General features: G+C 41.0%; 25 protein-coding genes and 1 pseudogene. 11 read left to right on the forward strand and 15 right to left on the reverse strand.

All coding sequences use genetic code 11. The features are described 5' to 3' along the window. Positions 1-33: 33 nt before the first annotated feature. Entirely contained in the window at positions 34-1,647 is a 1,614-nt protein-coding gene (locus ACQKFO_RS20095; protein WP_427600573.1) for a recombinase family protein, read from the reverse strand. A gap of 348 nt (positions 1,648-1,995) precedes the next feature. Next, the gene (locus tag ACQKFO_RS20100; RefSeq protein ID WP_427600574.1) at positions 1,996-3,822 is read right to left on the reverse strand and encodes an ATP-dependent nuclease; all 1,827 of its coding nucleotides are present in this window, start codon (positions 3,820-3,822) and stop codon (positions 1,996-1,998) included. 83 nt (positions 3,823-3,905) lie between these two features. Here ACQKFO_RS20100 and ACQKFO_RS20105 point away from each other — a divergent pair. The 3 genes and pseudogenes from ACQKFO_RS20105 to ACQKFO_RS20115 all read left to right on the forward strand — a co-directional run. Then, positions 3,906-4,370: pseudogene (locus ACQKFO_RS20105) on the forward strand (ABC transporter substrate-binding protein); the annotation flags it as partial. 70 nt (positions 4,371-4,440) lie between these two features. Further along, a complete protein-coding gene (locus ACQKFO_RS20110; protein WP_427600575.1) occupies positions 4,441-5,217 on the forward strand; it encodes an ABC transporter ATP-binding protein in 777 nt (258 codons plus the stop codon). After that, positions 5,198-5,998, forward strand: coding sequence for an ABC transporter permease (locus ACQKFO_RS20115; RefSeq protein ID WP_427600576.1), 801 nt, complete (start codon positions 5,198-5,200; stop codon positions 5,996-5,998). Before ACQKFO_RS20110 ends, ACQKFO_RS20115 begins: the two co-directional genes overlap by 20 nt. On the opposite strand, the gene ytkD is transcribed toward ACQKFO_RS20115, so the two are convergent. The 3 genes from ytkD to ACQKFO_RS20130 all read right to left on the reverse strand — a co-directional run bounded on the left by ytkD (position 5,988) and on the right by ACQKFO_RS20130 (position 7,341). After that, complete coding sequence (gene ytkD, locus ACQKFO_RS20120) at positions 5,988-6,461, reverse strand: RNA deprotection pyrophosphohydrolase (RefSeq protein ID WP_427600577.1); 474 nt, start codon at positions 6,459-6,461, stop codon at positions 5,988-5,990. The two genes, ACQKFO_RS20115 and ytkD, sit on opposite strands and share 11 nt — an antisense overlap. Before the next feature lie 95 nt (positions 6,462-6,556). Beyond that, a complete protein-coding gene (locus tag ACQKFO_RS20125) occupies positions 6,557-6,895 on the reverse strand; it encodes a hydrolase (RefSeq protein ID WP_427600578.1) in 339 nt (112 codons plus the stop codon). A 56-nt stretch (positions 6,896-6,951) separates the two neighbouring features. Beyond that, a complete protein-coding gene (locus ACQKFO_RS20130; RefSeq protein ID WP_324745114.1) occupies positions 6,952-7,341 on the reverse strand; it encodes a phage holin family protein in 390 nt (129 codons plus the stop codon). A gap of 227 nt (positions 7,342-7,568) precedes the next feature. Here ACQKFO_RS20130 and ACQKFO_RS20135 point away from each other — a divergent pair, with 227 nt between their 5' ends. Next, positions 7,569-7,814, forward strand: coding sequence for a DUF6154 family protein (locus ACQKFO_RS20135; RefSeq protein ID WP_044340349.1), 246 nt, complete (start codon positions 7,569-7,571; stop codon positions 7,812-7,814). A 347-nt stretch (positions 7,815-8,161) separates the two neighbouring features. On the opposite strand, the gene ACQKFO_RS20140 is transcribed toward ACQKFO_RS20135, so the two are convergent. Continuing rightward, complete coding sequence (locus tag ACQKFO_RS20140) at positions 8,162-8,344, reverse strand: hypothetical protein (RefSeq protein ID WP_427600579.1); 183 nt, start codon at positions 8,342-8,344, stop codon at positions 8,162-8,164. A gap of 192 nt (positions 8,345-8,536) precedes the next feature. Here ACQKFO_RS20140 and ytzI point away from each other — a divergent pair, with 192 nt between their 5' ends. Beyond that, on the forward strand, positions 8,537-8,710 hold the full coding sequence (gene ytzI, locus ACQKFO_RS20145) for a YtzI protein (RefSeq protein WP_324745116.1): 174 nt from the start codon (positions 8,537-8,539) through the stop codon (positions 8,708-8,710). A 40-nt stretch (positions 8,711-8,750) separates the two neighbouring features. On the opposite strand, the gene ACQKFO_RS20150 is transcribed toward ytzI, so the two are convergent. Continuing rightward, entirely contained in the window at positions 8,751-9,224 is a 474-nt protein-coding gene (locus ACQKFO_RS20150) for an S-ribosylhomocysteine lyase (protein WP_427600580.1), read from the reverse strand. A gap of 239 nt (positions 9,225-9,463) precedes the next feature. Here ACQKFO_RS20150 and yidD point away from each other — a divergent pair, with 239 nt between their 5' ends. The 5 genes from yidD (at position 9,464) to ACQKFO_RS20175 (ending at position 14,361) form a co-directional block, all read left to right on the forward strand. Then, positions 9,464-9,709, forward strand: coding sequence for a membrane protein insertion efficiency factor YidD (yidD, locus tag ACQKFO_RS20155; protein ID WP_427600581.1), 246 nt, complete (start codon positions 9,464-9,466; stop codon positions 9,707-9,709). A gap of 173 nt (positions 9,710-9,882) precedes the next feature. After that, positions 9,883-10,842 (forward strand): metal ABC transporter substrate-binding protein, encoded by a 960-nt coding sequence (locus tag ACQKFO_RS20160; RefSeq protein WP_427600613.1) that lies wholly within the window; start codon positions 9,883-9,885, stop codon positions 10,840-10,842. A gap of 273 nt (positions 10,843-11,115) precedes the next feature. Next, positions 11,116-12,474, forward strand: a complete 1,359-nt coding sequence (locus tag ACQKFO_RS20165; protein ID WP_427600582.1) for a cytochrome ubiquinol oxidase subunit I — start codon at positions 11,116-11,118, stop codon at positions 12,472-12,474. A 24-nt stretch (positions 12,475-12,498) separates the two neighbouring features. Then, a complete protein-coding gene (locus ACQKFO_RS20170) occupies positions 12,499-13,530 on the forward strand; it encodes a cytochrome d ubiquinol oxidase subunit II (protein ID WP_427600583.1) in 1,032 nt (343 codons plus the stop codon). 108 nt (positions 13,531-13,638) lie between these two features. Next, entirely contained in the window at positions 13,639-14,361 is a 723-nt protein-coding gene (locus tag ACQKFO_RS20175) for a 3-ketoacyl-ACP reductase (protein WP_427600584.1), read from the forward strand. A 48-nt stretch (positions 14,362-14,409) separates the two neighbouring features. Here ACQKFO_RS20175 and ACQKFO_RS20180 read toward each other — a convergent pair whose 3' ends face one another. From ACQKFO_RS20180 to ACQKFO_RS20215, 8 genes are all read right to left on the reverse strand, one after another. Then, on the reverse strand, positions 14,410-14,781 hold the full coding sequence (locus ACQKFO_RS20180; RefSeq protein WP_427600585.1) for a VOC family protein: 372 nt from the start codon (positions 14,779-14,781) through the stop codon (positions 14,410-14,412). 102 nt (positions 14,782-14,883) lie between these two features. After that, the gene (locus tag ACQKFO_RS20185; protein WP_427600586.1) at positions 14,884-15,336 is read right to left on the reverse strand and encodes a helix-turn-helix domain-containing protein; all 453 of its coding nucleotides are present in this window, start codon (positions 15,334-15,336) and stop codon (positions 14,884-14,886) included. Positions 15,337-15,522: 186 nt separating this feature from the next. Beyond that, on the reverse strand, positions 15,523-16,629 hold the full coding sequence (menC, locus tag ACQKFO_RS20190; protein WP_427600614.1) for an o-succinylbenzoate synthase: 1,107 nt from the start codon (positions 16,627-16,629) through the stop codon (positions 15,523-15,525). Then, positions 16,619-18,109: an o-succinylbenzoate--CoA ligase gene (locus tag ACQKFO_RS20195; protein ID WP_427600587.1), complete on the reverse strand. Its 1,491-nt coding sequence runs from the start codon at positions 18,107-18,109 to the stop codon at positions 16,619-16,621. Before ACQKFO_RS20195 ends, menC begins: the two co-directional genes overlap by 11 nt. A gap of 93 nt (positions 18,110-18,202) precedes the next feature. Continuing rightward, positions 18,203-19,021, reverse strand: coding sequence for a 1,4-dihydroxy-2-naphthoyl-CoA synthase (gene menB, locus ACQKFO_RS20200; protein WP_044340358.1), 819 nt, complete (start codon positions 19,019-19,021; stop codon positions 18,203-18,205). A 15-nt stretch (positions 19,022-19,036) separates the two neighbouring features. Continuing rightward, positions 19,037-19,846, reverse strand: a complete 810-nt coding sequence (gene menH, locus ACQKFO_RS20205; protein ID WP_427600588.1) for a 2-succinyl-6-hydroxy-2,4-cyclohexadiene-1-carboxylate synthase — start codon at positions 19,844-19,846, stop codon at positions 19,037-19,039. Next, positions 19,843-21,585 (reverse strand): 2-succinyl-5-enolpyruvyl-6-hydroxy-3-cyclohexene-1-carboxylic-acid synthase, encoded by a 1,743-nt coding sequence (gene menD / locus ACQKFO_RS20210; RefSeq protein WP_427600589.1) that lies wholly within the window; start codon positions 21,583-21,585, stop codon positions 19,843-19,845. The genes menH and menD overlap by 4 nt, the downstream gene beginning before the upstream one ends. Further along, positions 21,578-22,987 carry an isochorismate synthase gene (locus ACQKFO_RS20215; RefSeq protein WP_427600590.1) on the reverse strand — a complete coding sequence of 470 codons (1,410 nt, stop codon included), beginning with the start codon at positions 22,985-22,987 and terminating at the stop codon, positions 21,578-21,580. The genes menD and ACQKFO_RS20215 overlap by 8 nt, the downstream gene beginning before the upstream one ends. A 302-nt stretch (positions 22,988-23,289) precedes the next feature. Between ACQKFO_RS20215 and ACQKFO_RS20220 the strand changes: the two genes are divergently transcribed. Further along, positions 23,290-24,213, forward strand: a complete 924-nt coding sequence (locus tag ACQKFO_RS20220; protein WP_427600591.1) for a 1,4-dihydroxy-2-naphthoate polyprenyltransferase — start codon at positions 23,290-23,292, stop codon at positions 24,211-24,213. Positions 24,214-24,465: the final 252 nt, after the last annotated feature.

Genomic DNA, 24,465 nt, shown 5'->3' on the forward strand with positions numbered 1-24,465 from the left:
ATAAAAAAACAGCATGATTGCCTTATTTAGACATTACATACTGTTATTATTTTCAATATTAATTTTGTTAAAAAGTTCTTTAAAAAAGACTTTAAACTTTATTGTAACTTTATCCCTTCCAAGATGAACAGACTCAATTATATTCCTAAACAAAGCTTTTTTTAGGTCGTGGTCAGCGTTATCAAATACTTGTTCCCAGTTTTCCAAACCCTCTTTATTAAACTTCTTGAAATTCATAGCTTCTGTTTTTATATTTTCTATCTGCTCTTTTATTTTGTGTATATTATTTTTTGTCTGAACTATTTCATTTTCAACAATTTCCAATGCTTCTGATATTTGGGCAGGTGTAAATTTACTTTCACCTGAAATGCAAATAGCAATTTCTTTATTTAAAGAGTTACGTTTGTTTTGTAAGGAAGTATTAAGTTTTTTTAATACTTGAAGTTCAGTAATTTTTAATTGTAATATATCTTCTTTTATCCTTTTACTGGGGTCTATCAACAAATTGATATCTAACAGTTCTAAAACTTTTTTAACTTCTTTAGTAATCACCTTATCATATTTAACAGCACCCCAAACATACTGCTCATGTCCTTTTTTATTCCCATTATTAATTGGGCATGAATACCGATATATGACGGTTTTATAACCTTCACCTTGCTTATTTACATTCTTGCGATATAGATAGTTTGCGGTTAATTTAGAACCACAGTATTGACAATAAGTAAGTCCTGAAAATAACAATTTTCCGTTAATGGTAATATTAGATTTATCTTGAGAATTAAATTCTTGCTTTCTTACTTGCCTTATTCTTTTCGCCTGCTCAAATAATTCATTTGGTATTACCTGCAGTAACTCATTAAAAGGTTGTGTCTCAGTTGAATCTTCTTCATTTTTATATCGCCTATAACCAATATAAATTGGGTTAGATAATATTCGTGTTACTAAGCTTACTCCAAATTCTTTCTCAAACCTTGTTCGATAACTGTTCTCATTTAAATATCCCGTTATTTTCCTGATTCCATAATTTCGATTAACATATAAATCATAAATTAGCTTTACCACTTTTTTTTCGTATTCATTAGGTCTAAGTTCTTTTAATTTTCTATTCGGCTCTTTCCAATGTGGAAGTTCTGTTTCATATACCTCATATCCATACGGAGCAATCCCACCTTGGAAATACCCCTGTTTGCTAAGTTGTTTTTTTGACTCACGCACTCTGATTGATGTTTTTAAGCTTTCACCAGAAGATTGCCAAAAATTTATATAATTTATTAATTTATCTACGTGACTCTCCATATTTTTTTTACCTTCGTTGACTGACCAAACCTCAACACCATTTTTATGCAAAAAGTCTACAACTAATGGTGTTTCATCTTCTCTTCTCCCTATTCTGTCGAACATAAACACTAACAATATATCTAATTGATTGTTTAATGCACCTAGCTTAATTTCATTTAATGCATCTCTTTCTTCAGTCTTTGTCTTCCAACCAGAAATACCACGCTCAATCAATTCTTTAGTAATTTGCCAGTCCTTATGTCTGTTTATAAACTCAATACATGCATTTCTCTGCATAGGAATATCTTCATCGAGGTTTAATTGATGTTTTGTAGAAACTCTATACAAACACCAAACTCTTTTCATGATGCATCACCCTATTCAGTATTATACAAAATGAAGCACTAACTATTATAGTCTAACTAAATTAATACATTTGACCAAAAGTATTTTACTGATTCTAAAGCTTTATTATTCACCTTCGGGTCTAGATTAAAAATAATATCCACCTTAATTTGATTATCTGACTTATCTCTTAGCAATAGCTCACAATCTTTTCTTTCAACTTCATATTCCCTTCCCATAAAATTGTTCTCCATATATACATCACCCATAACAATCTATGACGATCGTTATCTCTATATCCATACCAACTCGAAAGATTGCCCATAAAAAAACAAAGCAGGCACTGAAAATGTCTGCTTTGTTTTTAATTTACCACTTATATACAAAATCGAATAAATCCTTCAATCTAGGGAAATTATCTAATTCCTCTGGATTTTGGTAAAGTTCATTTACCCTTTTCCAAGTTCGATAAGGTTTATCTTTTGAAGGAATTTTATAACCTTCTTCCCAAAGTAGATTTTCTAATGTATCTTCAACTAAAAATACTTGCTCTCCATCTGCTGCAATTCTAATTTTTTCATTTGCATTATATGGGTCTATAGGTTTTGCGGACTGTAATTCTTCATCTGTTCTTCCCTTTTTATCACAGTCATGTACAATTCTAAATGGAATTTTGAATGCTTTGAGTAATTTAGCAAATGGAACAATAGTCCATTTACCTCCGCAAGAGACAATGGTTGTAGTATTAAATACTTCCTCAGTTATTTCATAATGTTCATGAATCCTTAACCTATGATTAAATAAGCCTTTCTCTGTATCTCCCTCAACTAATACTACCCTCTTTGCAAAGAAAGCTTGGTTAACAGTAGGATGAAAGTCAAGGGATGCCCTTAAAGCATTTTTTTCATCATCATAATCACTCCCACTTTCAAAAGGGTCTATTTCTAGCTGATTAATATATGGCGCTTCGCTTGAACTTTTTCGATTCAATATAGCTAATGACATTGGATTATCAACTACATCAATTAAAAAAGGAGAATGAGTACTTATTAATACTTGCCATTGGTCTTTCATTGAGATACTTTTTAAAGCGTTTTTTAATCTAATCATTAAGTGAGGATGAAGATATAATTCAGGTTCTTCAAAAAGGAGAATTGTAGACCTACTCATATCCCGTGATTCTTCTTTGGATGAATGATTCGCGAGAACTTCAATAAGAGCAAATATTAAAGACCTTTGCGAACCATGACCTTGTTTATCAATTGTTGTCTCAACACCATCATCCATTAAGAGAGTTGTATAATTTCCAACAAACTTATCAGTGTCTGGAGTTGACATTGCAAATTTTATTTTTGATTCAATAATTGAGGACATCCTTTGTGAAATATCGTTAGTAAGTTCCTTAATTATAGGAATCTCTTCATCTATTTCCCCAGACAATTTCTTAGATAAAAGTTCAACATTTTCCATTAAACTCCTGTATTCGTCCATATTTTGTATTGCAGGTAAAATAATTTGTTTTAGGAGAGTACCGAATACAGTTGTATTAGTTGGCTTTATTTCATCGGATGCATCTTTAACCGCTGGGATAACTACAGCACTCGGTAGTGCTTGTTTTAACGCAGGTGTAATACTAATATTTTCGGAAGTCCAATCTTCACCAATTTGAGTTACTAATTCAGGGTTGGCTTGCATTATTTCTTCTTTTACTCTTTCTCTATTCGCTTTTGTTTTCCATTTCGTTCCGGTTATTTCAAGTGATGAAGCTACCTCTTTAATTCCGTCTGAAGTGTCACTCCATTTATCTTGAAAGCCTTCTATTTCAAATTGTTTTATAAATGCTTCATAACATGTTTCCACTTTACCGTCTTTTATGCTAGCTCTCAAACGTAGTCTAATCTTCCCCTCATTCACTAAACCTGCGACTCCTGGTGCGTTTCTTTCCCAGTCCAATAAGTTCTCAAAAACACCCTCTACAATGATTTCTTTATCTTCAAAACCCTTTCTCCACTCATCAATATTAGGTTTGGTTTGATTTAGAAAGATTTCAATAGCACGTATTATTGAAGATTTCCCACAATTATTAGGTCCAATTAGACTGGTGAAATCGAAAATATCAATTTCAATATTATCAATACTCCTAAAGTTACTAATACTCAAATAAGAAAGATTTATTATGTCCGCCCCCATATCCATTTTTTTACTTTACCTGTACACATTTCTACAAAAACAGGCAAAAACCTTCAAAAAAATAGAAAAAAAGGTGCATTTTGTATCCGAACGCCTTTGCATCTGGTACTGGGGATTACGTTCAGCTATTCGAACCAACGGCATCCATTTTTGAACAAGAAGGAAAAGGGCATATCGTCGCTTCCTTTGGAACAGAATCGGGTCACGTTCCCTATACAACGTTCATGGCCAAAGACAGCTATATGAAAGAAAACAAAGAAACCGTAGAGAAATTTACGAAAGCTCTGTTCAAAGCTCAAGCATGGGTGGCAGAAAACAGTGCAGCAGACATTGCGGAGGTGATTGAGCCCTATTTTGAAGACACAGAGCTTTCATTGATTGAAACGGTTGTTGATCGCTACAAATCACAGGGATCCTTCGCGACAGATCCGATCCTTGACGAAGAAGAGTGGAACAATCTACAAAACATCATGGACGAAGCAGGAGAGCTTCCACAGTCCATTGATCATGAAATGCTAGTGAACACATCGATCGCTGAAAAAGCAGCAAAGTAGAACGATCCGGGGCTGACTTCACTTGTCAGCCCTTCACTTATAGAAAAAAGAAAATGGAGGCTTAAATACAGTGAACTTTCTATCGTTAGATTCGATCCATCACACCTACTTTTCACCCAAAACGGCCACCCATGCCCTTTCAGACATTTCACTGAATGTAAAAGAAGGTGAGTTTGTCTCGTTTATCGGTCCGAGTGGTTGCGGGAAAACCACGTTACTCTCCATTATTGCAGGACTTATCAAGCCGACAGAAGGAACGATTCTTTTAAACCAACAACCTATTCGAAAAATGAAAGAGAAACTGGGATACATGCTGCAGCAGGACTATCTTTTTCCGTGGAAGACCATCGAAGAAAATATATTTTTAGGTTTGACCATTATGGGGACCCTGACAGAAGAAAAGAGGAAAGAAGCACGTGCCTTGCTGACTGAAATGGGGTTAGAAGGTGTAGAAACATCCTATCCAAGGGAATTATCGGGAGGAATGCGTCAAAGGGTGGCGCTGATTCGAACCCTCATCACAGAACCCCAATTACTTCTCCTGGATGAACCTTTCTCGGCACTCGATTATCAAACCAAATTGAAGTTAGAGGATCTGGTGTACTCCACTTTAAAGTCCTTTGGGAAAACAGCCATTCTTGTCACCCATGATATAGGCGAAGCCATCTCCATGAGTGACCGTATCATTCTATTCGGGTCGAAACCAGGGTCTATCCACACGATATTCGAGGTTCCGCCCCCTTTAAAAGAGCTAATGCCCTTTGAAGTGAGGAATCACCAGGAATACCCGGAATTTTTCCAAACCATATGGAAGGAGCTTGAGAAACTTGAATCAAGAATCGATTAAACAAAAACATCTGGAATACATTCAATCCATCAAGAAAGAACAGAGATGGGTCTGGTTTTATCAAGCTCTTATTTTCTTTGTGTTCTTCTCACTCTGGGAAATCGCGAGTCGAAACAGCTGGATAGATACCCTCATCTTCAGCTCACCCTCAAAAATATGGAAGCTGTTTCTCGTAAAGCTTGGGGATGGAAGCCTTCTAGCCAACCTGTCTGTCACACTCGGTGAAACCATCATCGGATTCATTCTCGGCACTTTACTTGGAACCCTTTTAGCCGCTCTATTATGGTGGTCACCATTTCTTTCTAAAGTATTGGACCCTTATCTTGTGATCCTGAATGCCATGCCAAAAGTTGCCCTCGGTCCGATATTAATTGTGGGGTTGGGACCCGGCTTCACATCGATCATCGCCATGGGTACCGTCATATCCGTCATCATCACGACGATTGTTGTGTATACTTCCTTCAGGGAAGTGGACCCGAATTATTTGAAGGTAATGCAGACCTTCGGGGCAAGAAGGGGGCATATGTTCAAAGAGGTCATTCTCCCGGCCTCTTTTCCGACCATCATTTCAACATTGAAAGTAAATGTGGGCTTATCATGGGTCGGGGTCATCGTAGGAGAATTCCTGGTTTCCGCCAAGGGACTCGGATATATGATCATTTATGGATTCCAAGTCTTTAACTTTACCCTTGTCCTGCTATCCCTGCTTGTCATTGCCGTATTTGCTACCATTATGTATAAGCTGGTTGAACAGCTGGAAAAGAAATTGATCAAATCATAAGATTGAGATCCCTTATTCTTTCTAGAGCCAAGTCCACCACTTGATCCTTCATGATGAAACTAAAGGAAGGATCGTCATGAATGTTGGTGAAATCACCGTTCCAAAGGACGGCTCCATCTGTTTCCAGATAATCTTCCTTGCTTACGACCTCCTCAGCTTCAGCGTAGAAAATCGTTTTAATAAATGGTGAGTGATCATACACCTTATATTCCCCTATGCACAATGGCTCCCTGATCACTCCCCCTGTCTCTTCATACGTTTCACGTACCGCAGCTTCCTCGAGGGTCTCTCCCTTTTCCCGCTTTCCCCCAGGAAACTCCAGACCTCTTTTTTTATGCCGTGTTAACAACCACTTCCCTTTGTAGCGGCATAGAACTAACACATGGTGTGATTCTTGTTGAAACCTGCCTTTTTCAAAGGATATTTCCACTCTCTTCCCATTTTCGTCGATAAACTGTTCCATTGAATTCACCTCATCCGTACACACTTTCTTTCATCTAACCATAAATAAAAAGCATTGGTCCACAGATATCTCTTCTGAACCAACACTTTTATTCATTACTCTGTATCCTCATGAGGCTCTGAATTCAAGATACCTATACTCTCGATGAATTTCTTCGCTTCATCATCTCCAAGACGATGAATCATTTCATACACTTGATGGAGGTTCTCATCATATGCATCATTTTCCCGGTCAAAATGATATTGAATATAAGGGACATGCGCACGATAGAAGTTCTGCCAATCGACTGAGTGATTGGAATCGAACACTTCCCTAAGCTGGGTGATTTCTTCATCTGTTGCAGATATCTTAAAGTTCCAGGGTGAATCTGTCGAGCTTCTTGAAATCTCACCCGTGGCCACTTCAATATAATAATCGTGTCGTTCTTCGTTCATCTTCCCACTCCTTCACTGTGCTTACCCTTCATTTTCCTCAATTGTCGAAATTCTATTCACTTCGATTTCTTCTTTAAGACCTCTACCGCTTTCCTGAGAAACTCCGGTACAGGAACTCCTGCTCGCCCTACATTTTCTATGATCGAAATCATTTCATTGCATAAGTAAAAAATAATCGTGGCATTACGAATAAAGTGTTGATTTGTTAGTATAGTATCAATAAGGTGGGCAACCGTGACAAGGGAGAAAATCAGGACTTTCCGACCAATCCCTCTTAAACCGAATTTGCTGGATAACTTTCCTTCAATCCCACTTGCAATCATGCCGGTGAAATAATCCAAAGTCACGGCAATTAACAAGATCGTCAACAGCGAATTCCATTCTCCAAATAAATTTAATATAATTGCACCCAGTCCCGATCCAACGAACAGCATACTTTTTTCCAAATAAAGCATCTCCTTTTTCTAATGGTTGGCTTTGTAACAAGGAATTTGAAACCAAGGCTAAACCTGCTTTTATAGCACCTTTTGTCAAAAAGTGAGTAAAGCCCGTTTTATTGCCTATGGTTAGTAAGTCTTATAAAGGGTAAAGACAAATAAGAGTTGTCCTAGCATAATATGTAGAGTAATTCATAAACGTTCATGGTAAAATGAACGAAAGGGAGGTGAAGCGCATGAAGTTAATCGAAGAAATTTATGAAATGTACCGAGGCAGGATCAAAGGTACCGACGAAGACTTAGACCTCATTGCCCTTACAATCTTAGAAGATACCTCTAGGAACGAGCTACTGGAACTTATTCAAGAAATGGAAACAGAAGAGTTACAATACTTCTTCCGCTTATACATATTTGAAACATTAAAAGAAAAATGGTCCAACAGCGAAGAAAGAGTGAGACTTGAAAAAAAGAGTCTGCACTAACCGAAAAGCGGAGGCGGCTTGGGTAGAGGCGACTAGCATAAGTCAAGTACACCGGAAAGGCGCCCTTTGCCTTTTTGGTGTACTTGACTTATGACCTCGAGCCTCTAGCCGCCGGAGCTGGACAATCGAAAAGCGGAGGCGGCTTGCTCAGGCCCGACAAGCATTTCTGGGAAATCCCTGAAGGCGTTCTTTGCCTTTGGGGATTTAACAGAAATGACCTCGAGGGACTAGCCGCCGGAGCTGGACAATTCGAAAAGCGGAGGCGGCTTGAGCCACATGCGATAGAAATTTCCCAAATGAAAGAAGCCTTGTTCCGAACTTTCCCGGAACAAGGCTTCTTCCCGCTTTCATCCCTTCACATCAAGAACATGTCCTTTATCCGGATGCGGTGCAGGCTGACTGACCTGCATTTCTTTCATCATTACGGTTACTTGAGCCGTTTGTGTCGCCATTTGACTTTTCAATAAATTCATACTGAGTGTTCGTTGAAGTTCTGCAACCTGCTTACCCATCATTGAAGAAACATCCATGGTAATTTCCCCCTCGTTTCGTTTATCGAAACTTGTACATACTAATAAAAAATTCATATGTACCTTTGAGGATACCAAATATTACTAGTCATTAGTAGAGAATTCTGGTATTCACGTCATAAAAATGTTGATTTTCGTCCATAAACATCCCTATCTTCTATGGTAAAATAGTGAAAAAAAGGGGGTTGCATAATGTCAGTAACTCTTGTCCTGATCATCGCTGTTGCTATATGTATTTTAGTGATATTCGTAAGTGCCCTTACGACTTCCAAAGCCTATACAGCGGTTAAACATACAGTAGATCCACTTGAAGATAATCCTCACTTGGAGAAAATGAAGCAAGAAGAAGAAAAGCAAGACAAATAACAAATCCACCGCCCTATGCAGGCGGTGGATTTTTCTCTGTTTATGCAAAAACCTGTTTTAGATCTTCGTTACTTTGGCTAAGCCAGAATTTCATTAATTTCTTTGCTCCTTCTAAATCATGGAGCTTCGCCTGGCCGCATTGTTTTTCATTGGCAGCCGGAATTTCTTCTATCTCGACCGCTTCTTTCATCGTATCATTTAAGAGGTCGATGATTTCTTCTACTTTCGGCTCTCCGCTGACGACCAGGTAGTAGCCAGTCTGGCATCCCATTGGAGAAATATCAATAATATCGAAATGAGCATACGGCTCTGCATATTTACGGATGGTGAAGGCTAATAAATGCTCAAGTGTATGAATGGAATCAGGCTTCATCGCTTGTTTGTTAGGCTGACAGAATCGAATATCAAACTTGTTGATAAGTCCGTCGCTGCCTACTTTATGGACACCGCAATGTCTCACATAAGGTGCTTTCACTGCATTATGATCTAATTCAAAGCTTTCTACTGAAGGCATTAAAATCACTCCCATATAGTTTCTAATTATAAGTATAACGTAAATTCATAGTTATTTCATCAACTTAATCCGAATTAAAATAAATACCTATATTTTCTATTTGGAAATTCTTTATGACTAGCTTCTTAGTACGGAAGAAAAACCGATTGTGAAGTTCATTGGAAGACATTCAGTCAAAAACGTTTTTATCCTCCAAAGAGTTTTGATATAGTAAAAGAAAATCAATCAGGAGACGTGTTATGAAAAGGTTATTGTTATTTGTATTTAAGGTGTACCAACGGGTCATCTCTCCTCTCAAGCCCCCCACTTGCCGGTTTTATCCAACCTGTTCCCATTATGGCGTGCAGGCAGTAAGCCGGTTCGGTGCATTGCGTGGAGGATGGTTAACAATAAAGCGGATTATGAAATGCCACCCTTTTCATCCTGGTGGAATTGATCACGTGCCAGAAAAATGGCCAGCTAAAAATACGAATCATTCCGACTAGCTCCTATCCGGGGATAGTCTTTCTTTTTTTAACAAGTAAAAAAAATAAAAATCCATCCATATATCTTGCTTATTCCCCATAACGGTAGTAAAATAACCTTTGTGCTAAATCGTAATCATTACAGTTATTTAACTATTACCATAAAAGGAGGATTCCTCTTGAACTATATTCGTATGAGTTTATTTTTATTATTGATTTTAGTTTTATCAGCTTGCGGAGCCTCTTCTGAGCATGAAGACGCTGGAGAGAAAGACAAATTGGAAGTGTACACTACCGTGTATCCACTGGAGGATTTCACGAAAAAAATTGGCGGGGAACATGTGGATGTGGAAAGCATTTACCCTCCAGGTGCCGATGAGCATACATTCGAGCCTTCTCAAAAAGATATGATTAAAATGGCTGATGGAGATGTTTTCTTCTACATCGGAATGGGACTTGAAGGATTCGTTGAGGGATCGAAATCGATTCTGGAAAACGAGGATGTTGTCGTTGTACCGACCAGTGAACACGTTGAATTGAATCATGAAGAAGGTCATGGTGAAGAAAGCGCTGAAGAGCATGAAGAACACGGAGACTCTCACGAGGACGATCACGGTAATGAGCACAACCATGACGTTGATCCTCATCTCTGGTTAGACCCGGTGTACTCTAAAGAAATGGCGAAATCCATTGCAGATACACTTTCAAAAGAAATGCCTGAACATAAGGAAGACTTCCAGGCGAACCTCGCTGCATTAACGAAAGATTTGGATGCGCTGGACGCTGAATTTAAGGACATGGCAGAAAATGCGCCAAAGAAAACCTTCTACGTTTCTCATGCTGCTTATAGCTATTGGGAAGAACGTTACGGACTGCATCAAGAAGCCATCGCCGGATTGAATACGGCTGATGAGCCATCTCAGCAAGAGCTTAAGAAGATCATTGAAAAAGGGAAAGAAGATAATGTTCAATACATCCTTTTTGAACAAAACGTCTCTTCGCGTTTAACAGAAGTCGTTCAAAACGAATTGGGTGCAAAAGCCCTGACCCTCCATAATCTATCTGTCCTTACCGAAGAAGATAGAAACAATGACGAAGACTATTTTTCACTCATGAAGAAGAACATCGAGACTTTAAAACAGGCATTACAATAGGACATTTTGAGAGAGAGCAGCTGGTGAGCTGCTCTTTTTTAGTTTTTGCGATTATATTTTCGGCTATATTATCGACTTTCTCCCATATATTATTGACTTTTCGATTATATTATCGACTCTGCCTATAATATTATCAACTTACAAAAATCGACATCCCCTAACAACATTTCAGATCGACAATCAAACTTTCTCTCCCTACTAAAAATCATGAATATTATTTTCCATTAAGTGGACAATAAGGAAATGTTAAAGACTAGTAAGGGAGACATGAGAATGGATGAATTAGTAATTGCTCGTTCCTTGTTTGGTACTACAATGGCCTTTCATATTATTTTTGCCACACTCGGAGTAGGTATTCCGTTAATGATTCTTGTTGCAGAAATTATGTATCAGCGGACGAATGATCTGGACTATTCCGTGATGGCAAAACGCTGGACGAAGGCGTTCGCCGTACTGCTGGGGGTAGGTATTCCGACAGGGACGATTGCCGGTGTTCAATTGTCCCTCCTCTGGCCGGGATTCATGGAGGTTATCGGGCGGGTGATGGCATTGCCTTTCCAAATCGAAATCTATGCCTTTTTTGTTGAAGCGTTATTTATGTCTATTTATGTGTATGCGGCGAATCGGATCGCTCCCTGGATGAGAATCGTGAGTCTTGTCCTGGTCGCCATCGGTGGACTTGCTTCAGCTGTTTTAATCACAAATGTACATGCGTTTGAAGGGACACCTGCCGGATTTGAAATGGTGAACGGAGAAATCACCAATGTGGATCCTTGGAAAGCCTTCTTCAATCCAAGCTTTTTTGTTACCGCGGGCCATGTAGCTTTATCTGCTTATGTAGTGGGATCGTTCACGATTGCTACAGTTTCTGCATTTAAGATGCTCCGTTCATCATTTGGGTCAAGGATTTATAAATTTCATCAAAAATCCCTTATGATTTGTTTATTAGTCGGAGGCGTCTTCTCCTTCTTCACTGCGATTAATGGTCATGAATCGGCTCAAATGCTTCATGAGTATCAGCCTGAGAAACTGGCTGCAGCTGAAGGCTTGTTTGAGACCCAAACCCATGCACCACTTTCCATTGGAGGCTTCACGGATCCAGTAGAGAGGGAAGTGAAATGGGGGATCGAAATTCCCTGGGCCTTGAGTTTCCTTGCCGGGAACAGCTTCGATACGGAAGTCATCGGCTTAAACGACTTCCCTGAGGAATATTGGCCGCCTCTCTTCGTTCATACGTTATTCAACGCGATGGTGGGAATCGGCTCCCTGCTCATTTTACTTTCTCTCATTGCCTACGTATGGAATAAATTATTGAAAAAAGACCGCTTCCCTAAATGGTTGATGTGGTCATTTGTAGCCGGTGGCCCCCTATCGATCTTAGCCATAGAGTTTGGATGGATATTCGCTTGTACTGGCCGTCAGCCTTGGACAATTTACCGCATCCTCAGTACAGAGGACTCGGTTACCACGACGGGAAACTTGGCCGTACTGTTCGTTCTGTTCGTTTCGGTTTATGCAATATTGGCCGTGTCCGTCGTTCTTGTTCTCTTGTATTACTTCAAACGGAATCCGCCTGAAAAAGATATCAACAAAGCAGAAGGAAACAATAAGGATATTCCTCTATCCACATAACCAGCAAGAATTGGAGGTGAAGTTATGACTCAAGCATTGATTGCCATCACGATACTATGGGGCTTCGTCTTTATCTATGCCGTCATGGCAACGATGGATTTCGGGGCCGGCTTTTGGTCGATGATCTACATTAATCATGACAAAACAAATGCAACCAATATCGCCAACCGGTATCTGTCACCAACCTGGGAGGTGACGAATACGTTTATTGTTGCCCTGGTAGTCGCAGTGTATAGTATGTTTCCGGGTGCTGCCTATTCATTAGGAACCGTGCTGCTCATCCCGGGAAGTTTAATCCTGCTGCTTCTGGCTCTTCGAAGTGCATTTCTGGTATTCTCCCACGTGGCAGATGATTACAGAAAGCCACTGACTTATGTGACGGGAATAACAGGCTTACTGATTCCAGGTCTGCTCATCAGTGTACTGCCGATCTCTCACGGACCTTACATCGATTTTGAAGACGGACAAACGCTTCTTCTGGGGAAGCTGTTTACGAGTCCGCATGAATATGCCTTCTTCGGATTTGCCGTTGCCAGTACGTTGTTCCTTTCATCTTTACTTCTTGCTGACTACTCCAAAGCTTCCAAGGAATTTGAAGCGTTTAAAGTGTATCGGCGGGATGCCATGATCATCGGTCCAATCTCTGTAGTAATGGCGTTCTTCATTATGTTCACCATGAAAAATGAAGCTTCATGGATCTATGAAAGAATGATGGAAGACCAGATTTTGCTATGGGTCTCCTTAATCGGCTTCCTGGTTGCCGGGGGAGCATTATTTCTCCCCACCAACAAAGAGGGTATGAAAGGAATGCCCCGAGTGGCCGTTATCGCCGTGACCTTTCAATATGTACTGGCAAGCTATGTATACGGTAAAGCCCACCTGCCCTATATCATCTACCCGGAAGTCACGATCCAGTCCGGATTCACGGACCCCAACTCGTTTAAGGCAGTGTTCATCACCTATATTGTTGGATTCATCATCCTGTTTCCCGGCTTTGTGTACTTTTGGAGTTTGTTTATGAATGATAAACGATATTTGAGGCAAAAAAGTGAATGACTGCACGATAGCTCCGAGACACTCGGAGCTATTTTTCTTATCATTTGCTTATCCCTTCCCCTGGCCTTACACTAACGGTAGAAATTAGATTTGAAAGGATGATCCATTGTGGCACAATCGATTAAAGGTAAAATCGCTTATATTACGGGTGCTGCCCGGGGAATCGGAAAAGCAACGGCGTTGGAGCTTGTACGAGAAGGAGTTCATGTCGGTTTGATCGCCCGTACACAAAGTACGCTGGAACAAGTGGCAGAGGAGGCAAGAGCTCTGGGTGTGAAAGCCAGTGTGGCTGTAGCTGATATCTCAGATATGGAGCAAGTGGAAAAAGCCATTTCAAAACTGAAAAATGAACTCGGTCCAGCCGATATCCTGATCAATAATGCAGGTATCGGAACGTACGGATCATTTCTGGAAATCGATCCGGCAGATTGGAAAAAAACCTTTGAGGTCAACGTATTTGGAACGTATCATGTGACGCGTGCCGTCCTGCCTCAGCTTATCGAGAAAAACCGTGGAGACATTATCATGATTTCATCCAGCAGCGGATTGAAAGGCACGGCAAAAAGCACGGCTTACTGTGGTTCGAAATTTGCCGTTCAAGGGATGGCCGAAGCGTTGATGCAGGAAGTGCGTCCACATAATATCCGTGTCATGACTCTGAACCCAAGCCTGGTGGCAACGGATCTTACCTTTGGGGATAAGCTCGATGAAGCGGACAAAGAAAAATACATGCAGCCGGAGGATTTAGCGGAACATATGGTTTCCCAGCTGAAATTACACCCTCGCATCTTTATCAAGCAGTCTCTTCAATGGGCGACGAATCCATTTTAATAAACATAAGGAAAAGCTCAGATTCAGCTCTGAGCTTTAACCTTATCTTTATCTGTGTTGATCCACAAGAATCGGATTGCCATCAGGATCTTCAATCGTGAAACTTGCAGGGCCTTCACTTGATTCATCTGCTTCAGTCAACATTTTCACACCTTGTTCTTTCAGCTGCTTCTGAAGGTCCCGAATGTCCGTAAACGAATCAAGATTTTCGGCATTTTGGTTCCAACCTGGATTAAAGGTCAGGATGTTCTTGTCAAACATACCTTCGAACAGGCCGATAACAGTACTTCCATTCTTCATGATCAGCCAATTTTGGGCAATTTCCCCTCCCAAAGTTTGAAATCCAAGTTTTTCATAAAATGCTTTTGATTTATTAATGTCTTTAACACTTAAGCTTACAGAAAATGCACCTAGTTTCATAATTCCTCCTTAATAGTAATGAAGATTTTATTCATAGGTTAAGTATAGTTCCGGTTTTGGAAAAATACAACATTCACCATTTTTGTTTATTCAACCCACGCTTTAATCTTCTATATATTTTTCTTTAAGAACATCCGTACCGATCCCGCCTCCTATCATTAAGATCAACGGTCCAAAGTTCCATATAATCGCATCTCCAATCAAAGGTACATCAAAAGCAGTAAATTTATTAACAAGAAAAATTCCTATTTTGGCCAACAATAAAACAGCACCAATTAAAAATAGTAATTCAAACATCGATTTTAATTTTGGATGCGCCAATTGCTTACTATCCTTGATTACTTTCTCTGTCAATTCCTCATCACTCCTTAACAATTCATCGATTGTCACTCCGAATAGATCACTTACTTTAATGATGATTTCAATACTGGGATAATTCTGACCAGTCTCCCACTTAGAAACTGATTGCCGACTGACAAAAAGCCTTTCTGCTAATTCTTCCTGTGACCAGCCTCTACTCTTTCTCTCACTTTTTAACTTCTCTCCAAAGATCATTCTACCAATCACCTTTCATTCATCTACCATTCATTATTTCCATCTCTATGTAAAAAGTAAAGATAACCTTGGTTGCACTTCGCCGCAACTACTGGTTGCCACCTTTAATCATTCAATCGAACGAGAAATAAGCAGGATCCAGATGGAACCTGCTTATGGATAAATTCATTTTTTTGATCGAGGTAATCACTGGTTAAACATTTCTTTACCTATTGTCACATGACCTAATCGTTTTCTATTCAACTCCACACCTATCCCAGGATCATCCAAACGTTCCGCCACACCATTTTTCACAACGATGGGAAAAGTAATGATATCTTCTTCCCAATATTTCGAGGAGGAAGAAATATCCCCGGGAATCGAGAATCCCTCGAGTGTGGCAAGGGCCAGATTATGAGCCCGTGAAACCCCAAACTCAATCATGCCCCCACACCATACTTTGATGTGATTCTCCTGGCACAACCGGTAAATTTCCAAAGCACTTGTGTACCCACCGACTCTGCCAAGCTTGATATTGACCACTCCGCAGCTATTTAAATAGATGGCACTCTTCATATCATGGGGGGTTACGATGCTTTCATCCAAACAAATCGGAGTCTGCAACTCTTTTTGTAAAAGAGAGTGTTCCACTAAATCGTCAACTCCCAAAGGCTGTTCGATCATCTCCAGACCATACTCATCCAATGCCTGTAGTTGGCCTATGTCTTCAAGGGAGTATGCTGAATTGGCATCAGCCAATAGAGTAAGAGAAGGAAAATGGTCCCTCAACGCTTTCACAATCTCCACATCCGCTCCAGGAGAGATTTTCAGCTTTATGCGTTGATACCCTTCTTGCACAAGTTCTTCAGCCTGATGGATCATCTCTTCCGCGGAGTCGGCACCCACAACGGCGCCGGCAAGAATTTCAGAACGAGTCCCCCCTATCATCTTCCAGAGAGGGACACTATGCTGTCTGGCATAAAGATCCCATAAAGCCATTTCAAGTGCAGCCTTCGCAATTGAATTTCCCCTTACAGCTTCGAATCTTTTTCCTATTTCTTCAGGGTGTTTAAATGGGTTACTGTTCATTAGAGGAATTAATACATCTTTGAGCATATGATAGGATGTTTTCACCGTTTCCTCTGTATACCACGGTGTGGAAAAAGCAACTCCCTCTCCCAGTCCAATCAATCCGTCAGAATCTTGAACTTCAACGATGATCCCTTCCCGTTTTTCAACAGTTTGCAGATGGGTCACAAATGGCTTTTTCAATGGCATCGATATGATGTGAAGCGTAATGGATTTAATCCTCATCGACATACAGTCCTTTTTCCCACTGATCCCTGAGCACTCTTCTCAGCAGTTTGTTCGAGGCATTTCGTGGCAACTCATCTACAAAGACTATTTTTTTCGGCTGTTTATATGATGCCAGATTATCACCGCAGTAATTTAAGATCTCTTCTTTTGCAAGATGCTCTTTCTTTACGATAAACGCACAGGGAATTTGCCCCCATGTGTCATTTGGAATTCCAACCACCCCGGCATCCTCTACACCTTCATATCCCAACAGCACACTTTCAATTTCCGCAGGATACACATTTTCTCCCCCGGAAATGATGAGGTCTGATCGCCGGTCCAATACAAATAAGAATCCCTCTTCATCTACATAACCGATATCCCCTGTATGGAACCAGTCATTTTCAAAACTTTTTGCATTGGCTTCCTCTCTCCGATAATACCCGTTCGTTACATTCGGTCCTTTCACCAGAATTTCACCCTCTTGATTTGGTCGAGCTGCACCCTTTTCATTCTCGATTCTCAACTCGGAAGGAAAGAGTGGTTTCCCCGCTGAACCCAGCTTCGTCATACTGTATTCAGGTGATAACGTCACGATTTGAGAAGCCGTTTCCGTCATTCCATATGTTTGAAATACGGGCACTCCCTTGTCTTTACAAGCCTTTAGTAATGGAAGTGGTGCAGGTCCGCCGCCTAACAGCATACAGCGGAAATCCGGATGATACGTTCTGTGCCCCATGTCATTCAATAACCGCTGAAGCATATTGCTTACAACCGACATGATCGTGACCCTTCCACTTTCAAGCTCCTGATTGATGGTCTTGACGTCGAAGGTTTCAAACAGTCGTACCTTCATTCCATAAATCACACTTCTCATAAGGATCGAATATCCGCTTATATGAAAGAGAGGAACTGAGCAAAGCCAGGCATCATTTTCACTTATCCCGAGATTCAAAGAAGATCCAATAGCGCTCCACCAATGGTTCCCGTACGATTGAAGAACTCCTTTTGGCGCTCCGGTCGTCCCTGAGGTGTACATGACCGAGCAAACTTGGTCTAACTGAAAATAATCCTTTACTTTAAAGCTTGTTGGGGATGTTTGCAGCAATCGAGAGAATGTTATTCCATTAACGTTTCCCCCTAAAAAAGACAGCTTTTCCTCAAACTCATCGTCATAAATGACCGTCGATAAATCCATATCCTGTACTTGAAAAGATAATTCCTTCGAACTTAGTTTGTTATTTAATAGTACAGTCGTGAATCCGAGCTGTTGAATGGCATGAACGACCAGCACAGATTCCACTTTATTTTTTATCATGAGTCCCACAAATGGATGGGTGGAAGATTTCACTATGGTATGAAGCTGCTCACCGATGTGAATTGATTTTTCCCAGAGCTCTCCGAAGGTATACTCCACATCACCATTACTTATTGCCATCCGATCAGGGGTCAAGAACGCTCTTTGTTTTAGCCAATTAGGCAGTTGCTGTGTAGTCATCCTGTCATTCCCATTCCTTCCTTGTTTGTGCTTTTTATAACCTTTATTAAAAAAGCCTGACGAATCCGCAAAGATTCATCAGGCCACCTTAGATCAAGGGAAACGAGGGAATTGTCCAAAGTCCGGTTTACGCTTTTCTTTGAATGCGTCGCGGCCTTCCTTGGCTTCTTCCGTTGTGTAGTATAGAAGTGTAGCGTCTCCTGCAAGTTGTTGCAGACCCGCTAATCCATCTGTATCTGCGTTGAATGAAGCTTTTAGGAAACGAAGGGCAGTCGGACTTTTTTCAAGCATTTCTGATGCCCATTGAACTGTTTCCGCTTCAAGCTGCTCATAAGGAACGACTGTATTGACAAGACCCATTTCAAGTGCTTCTTGTGCGTTGTATTGACGGCACAGGTACCAGATTTCTTTTGCTTTCTTGTGACCGACGATGCGTGCAAGATATCCTGCACCGTATCCGGCGTCAAAGCTACCTACTTTAGGGCCAGTTTGTCCGAAGATTGCATTGTCAGCAGCAATCGTAATATCACATACTACATGAAGGACATGTCCTCCTCCGATGGCATAACCTGCAACCATTGCGATGACCGGCTTAGGGATCACTCGGATCAGACGCTGTAAGTCCAATACATTCAGTCGTGGAATTTCATCTTCCCCGACGTAACCGCCATGTCCTCGTACTCTTTGGTCTCCCCCTGAACAGAATGCCTTTTCTCCAGCACCTGTTAAAACGATGACACCGACCTTGGAATCGTCACGTGCATAAGCAAATGCATCGATTAATTCCATTACAGTTTTAGGACGAAAAGCGTTGCGTACTTCTGGTCGATTGATCGTGATTTTTGCGATCCCATTATATGTTTCGTACAAAATATCTTCGTAGTTTCTTTCTGAAACCCATTCAAAAGCCATTGGTTTGTTCCTCCTTTATGTAGTAAACAATAGATTCTCTATTATTGTACCAAACTTTCGCGGTTCTTCCACATGAATTGCATGACCTGTGTTAGAAATTGTCATGATTTGAAAGTCCGGATTAAGTTTTTTCATTTCTTTTGCAATATGAACAAACTTCTGATCCAGCCCTCCGACAAGTAAATGGACTGGAAATGAAAGCTCACCCAGCTTGTCCCACCATGAGGTTTGAGCCCCTGTTCCCATTCCTTTCAAGCTATTGGACAACCCTAAAGGGGACTGACTCAGACGCTGGTTACGGATCTCGGCACGCTCATCTTCAGTCAGTGTTTTTTGAGAAGCAAACAAGGGAATCTCCTCCCAAAAGTCGACAAAGGCTTCCATTCCTTCTCTCATGATCCTGTCGGCCAACGCATGATCTTTTTTCCGCCGTTCCTCTCTTTCTTCATCCGTTTTCAATCCGGGAGAAGCACTTTCAAGAATCAAAGCTTTCACCTTTTGAGGATACCTTATGGAGAAGTGAAGAGCCGTCCGACCTCCCATGGAATAGCCGATCAAGATCGCCTCGTCCACTTCAAGTGCAGACAAAATAGAATCAAAATCATTTGATACATGATCCATTGTATATCTTGATGGATCTTCAGGGGATTCTGTGCGGCCATGACCAATCAAATCGACGCTTATGCACCTATATGTAATAGACAACTGATCGGTGATTCGTGACCATGTTGTCGTATCCCCGGTAAAACCATGAAGAAAAACCAAAGGCTCTCCTTCTCCTTTAACTTCTACAAAATAGCGAATATCATTCACTCGAAGAATCAATGATTTTCACCCTTATACTTCATCATCATTTCCCGGGAAACAAAATTCCACAAATTACGATGATTTGCTACATTTTCTTCACGGTTCGTCATCACTTCAATGATTTTCAAGCCATTTCTTCGCTGTGCTTCTGTTACAGCAGGTGCAAATTCTTCTTCTGATTCCACTCGGAAATAACCGGCTTCGTAAAGCTTGGCAGCATGAGAGAAATCCAGGTCCATCGGCGTGCCGAACAGATCTTCAAAGTATTCACCTTCACTCGCTTGCGGAAGGTAGGAAAAGATTCCCCCACCATTATTATTAAGGACTACTATGGTCAGATTCAGTTTATATTTTTTTCCAACGAGAAGGCCGTTTAAATCGTGGAAGAAAGCAAGATCCCCAATCAAAAGATACATGGAATCCGAACAGGTGCTCATCCCAAGTGCTGTAGACACCACGCCGTCAATTCCGTTCGCTCCCCGGTTGGCATAGATGCCGATTGACCGATCATTGCTAAAGAAAAACGTATCGATGTCCCGTATCGGCATGCTGTTGCTGACAAATACATTCGACTTTTCAGGCAGGTGTTGAATAAGTTCACTTACTGTCATTCCTTCATCCCACGACTGATGACCTTTTAGAAGGAGTTTCTTTGTGGAATGGTTCACATTCTTCCAGTGATTGATCCATTCATTAGAACCATCATGACTCGTTTCATTAATCATGCTTTGACAGAATTGGCCCTCATCACAATAGATGTATTCCGTCCCTTTCGATATGGGATCCTGCCACTCTTCACCCGGACTCACGATCCAGTATGGGATCTTTGAAACACCCTTCAGAAACAACATGAGCGGTTTTGAAACCGGCATGGCTCCGAAACGAATCACGATTTCAGGATCCAGGCTCTCCTTTATTCCATCAATCTTAAGAAACGTATCATAAGTATCGATAATTTGTTCCTTCGAATGAGAACCGCTCCTCATTTGGGAGAGGGGGTCCGCTGCGATTGGAAAACCGAATTGCTTACTAAATTCAACGATGTAATCAATCGAATCACTATTCAGTCCAGGTCCGCAAATAATCAGACCTCTCTCTTTATTTCCGAGTATCCCTTGAAGCTCTTGAGCTACAGAAGGGGACAGGCTCCTCTCTCCGTGAAGGACCCTTTTTGCTTTAGAACCTGTTGAATAAGAAACGGTCTTTAAATCAGGAATCAAAGGTTCTCTAAATGGAAAGTTAAAGTGAACGGGTCCTTTCGGTTCTCCTAATGAAAGTCCTATTCCTCTGGATGCTGAAGATCTTGCATATTCAAGCATGGACGGACTATTTTCCGGCAGTGCCATGTCCACTGTCCATTTTACATGTTTTCCATATAGATCCTGTTGATTAATTGCTTGCGGGGCCCCTACCTCCCGGAGCTCATGGGGACGATCGGCCGTCAGCACGAGCAAAGGCACTTTTGCGTAGCGTGCTTCAATGATCGCTGGATAATAATTGGCTGCTGCCGTTCCGGATGTACAAAGGATGGCGACCGGCTTTTTCTTTGCCTTCGCAATCCCTAGAGCAAAGAAAGCAGCAGAACGTTCATCTACATTAATGTATGTTTTCACTTCAGGATGATGGGCGAATAACAAAGCCAAAGGAGTAGAACGAGAGCCAGGGCTAATGACTACTTCGTCTACTCCATTTCCAACCAATTCTTCAATAAATGCCGCTAAATAATGAGTCAACTTCTGCTGATGTTCATCAATCATGTATGTTTCCCCCTAATGCTCTTAGCATCGGTCGAAATTTCATTTGTGTTTCCTTGAATTCACTTTCAGGTTCGGAATCTGCCACAATTCCACATCCTGCATATAAAAAGGCCTTATCCCCCTGAAGAAGACCTGAGCGAAGGGCAACCGCGTATTCACCATTTCCATAGGCATCGATCCAGCCTACGGGACCTGCATATAATCCGCGATCCATCTCTTCCTCTTCCCTGATTACGTGCAATGCCTTATCCCTCGGAACTCCACCTAATGCAGGAGTCGGATGTAATTTTCCCACCAATTCCAAAAGGGATGCATGTTCAGATGCCTGTCCAGTGACAGGAGTATATAAATGCTGGATGTCTTTCAGCTTCATCAATTGTGGCGATGAAGGAATCGTCAAGGACTCACAGTAAGGTGCAAGAGCCTTATGGATGCTATCAACAACAAGCTGATGCTCATAACGATTCTTCTCATCCTGAAGGAGATCATCCCCCAGTTTCTCGTCGTTTTCCAACGTATCCCCGCGAGCGATGGATCCCGCTAAACAGGTGGAGAGAACATCATTTCCTGTTTTCTTGACAAGCCGTTCAGGTGTGGCTCCAATAAAACAGCTGTCTTCCCTTTCAAAACTGAAAACAAAGCTATCCGGCTGCTGCTTCCACAAATTATCCAATACAAAGTCAGATGACACTTTCGTATCAAACGCCACTTCACATTTTCTGGCAAGTACTACCTTGTCCATCTCACCCTGTTTTAAACGATTCACCACATTTTGAACAGATTCCTTCCATTCTTGAGGCTTCATATCCCTATTTTGCAGCCAACGGGGCTGTTCAGGTATAATTGGCATCCCCGCGTTTTCAAGTAGCTCTTCTTTGAGCCTGAATAGGTCATGGAATAAACTTTCTTCCGAATCTTCCGGATGACAAATGAAATTCATCGTTAAATAATTGGTTTTCCCCGGCTTTGTCAGCATAAACATCGGTAATTGAAACGTACCGTTCGAGAATTGCTCCCACTCTTCCCCGATACCATTAAGCGGATCAAAGCTGAAGCCCCCAAATAACAAAGGTCCTGTGCCTGTCCATTCTTCCCCGGTCACAATCACAGACTCTTCAATTAAGCGCTTCCACTCTTTCTCAACCGTAAAAAATCGGTCATTTATATCATTTGCAGACATGATATGTGCTGCTCCAAGCCCTACCAGTGAAATGGTATGATCACGGTCCTTCCATAAAAAACGCTCTCCGATAAAAGAGCTTCCTCCATAATAAAAAGAAAGAGGATCCACTGCATCTACTTCCTCCACTATGCTGAGAAGGACGGGGTGATGTATTTGTTTAGCCTTCATTTTGGCTGTATCATATGCTTTTTCAATTTTGGTTTTGTGAATGGTAACCAATTGAATTCCCCCAAACAAAATCACGTACGATATTCAAACTTATTTTAAGATACACCTGTCTTTAAGGTGTGTCAACGAAGTTTAAGACATGATACAATTTTTATCCTTATTATATATAATAAACCCTTTTTCCCCTTTTGAGAAACCAAAAGCGTTGTAAAAGTACTCAATTACTGGAAAATAGCTCCTTCAAGGATTTTGAGAAAATGATTGACAGTCCTCTTCCCTTTACCTACACTTTAATCTGTAAAGGAATTGTAATGTTTTCTGAAAATTCCTTATTGCGTAAGGGAGAGAGTATGATGGAACAACAAGCATCCAATGTTTTGGAATCAGATAAAGGGTGGAAAATCTGGTGGCAGCTTACAAGGCCACACACTCTAACAGCAGCATTTGTACCTGTTTTACTAGGCACTGTTCTTGCACTGCAATTTACTAAGGTAAGCGTATCATTATTTTTAGCCATGCTTATTGCATGTTTGCTTATCCAGGCTGCTACCAATATGTTCAACGAGTATTACGACTATAAGCGAGGCCTGGATACAGAGCATTCTGTCGGGATCGGAGGGGCAATTGTCCGGAACGGGGTCAAACCCTCCACGGTCATGAACCTCGCTTTTTCACTGTACGGAATTGCCCTTTTATTAGGAATTTATATTTGTCTATATAGCACATGGTGGTTGGCACTCATAGGTATAGTGTGCATGGCAGCGGGGTACTTTTATACTGGGGGACCTATGCCAATTGCTTACACGCCTTTTGGAGAAATCGTTGCAGGGTTCTTTATGGGACTTGTGATCATTCTCATATCATTTTACATTCAAACTGGATATATCAATGGCGACAGCATCCTATTATCCGTTCCCGTATCCATTTTAGTCGGTGCCATTCTACTAGCGAATAACATCCGCGACCTGGACGGGGATAAAGAAAACGGCCGTAAAACCATCGCCATTCTTTTAGGAAGAAAAGGGGCTATCGTCCTGTTGGGCGGCATGTTTGTCGTATCCTATGGCTGGATCATCGGGCTTGTCCTTGCCGGCGTTTCATCACCTTGGCTGTTCGTTGCCTTTCTTAGTATCCCGAAAGCCGTCAAAGCCACCACAGGATTCATCGGAAAATCACAGCCAATCGAAATGATGCCAGCCATGAAAGCCACCGCACAAACAAACACCATCTTTGGATTCCTGCTATCCATCGGACTATTACTTGCTTATATGCTTTAAAAAACGTGAGTCGCCCCTCTACTTCGGGACGACTCTTTTTTGTGAGTGTTTTAAATAAGGTTGGTGTAAGTACCCTGGAAGTTGATTAGAGTGGAGGTCTCCGACTGTGGAAATAGCGGGACTGGCCATGCATTGTTGTAGAAGAAATTCATTTTTATTTTGAGCTCACATAATGTGGTTGATTAGTGCTCAATTCTATAGTTTGTTTTAGGAAACATACTCTCTACAATTGGAGCTTTTTTTGAGTTTGGC

It is taken from the genome of Rossellomorea sp. NPDC071047, assembly GCF_050270195.1.
Lineage (GTDB): Bacteria > Bacillota > Bacilli > Bacillales > Bacillaceae_B > Rossellomorea.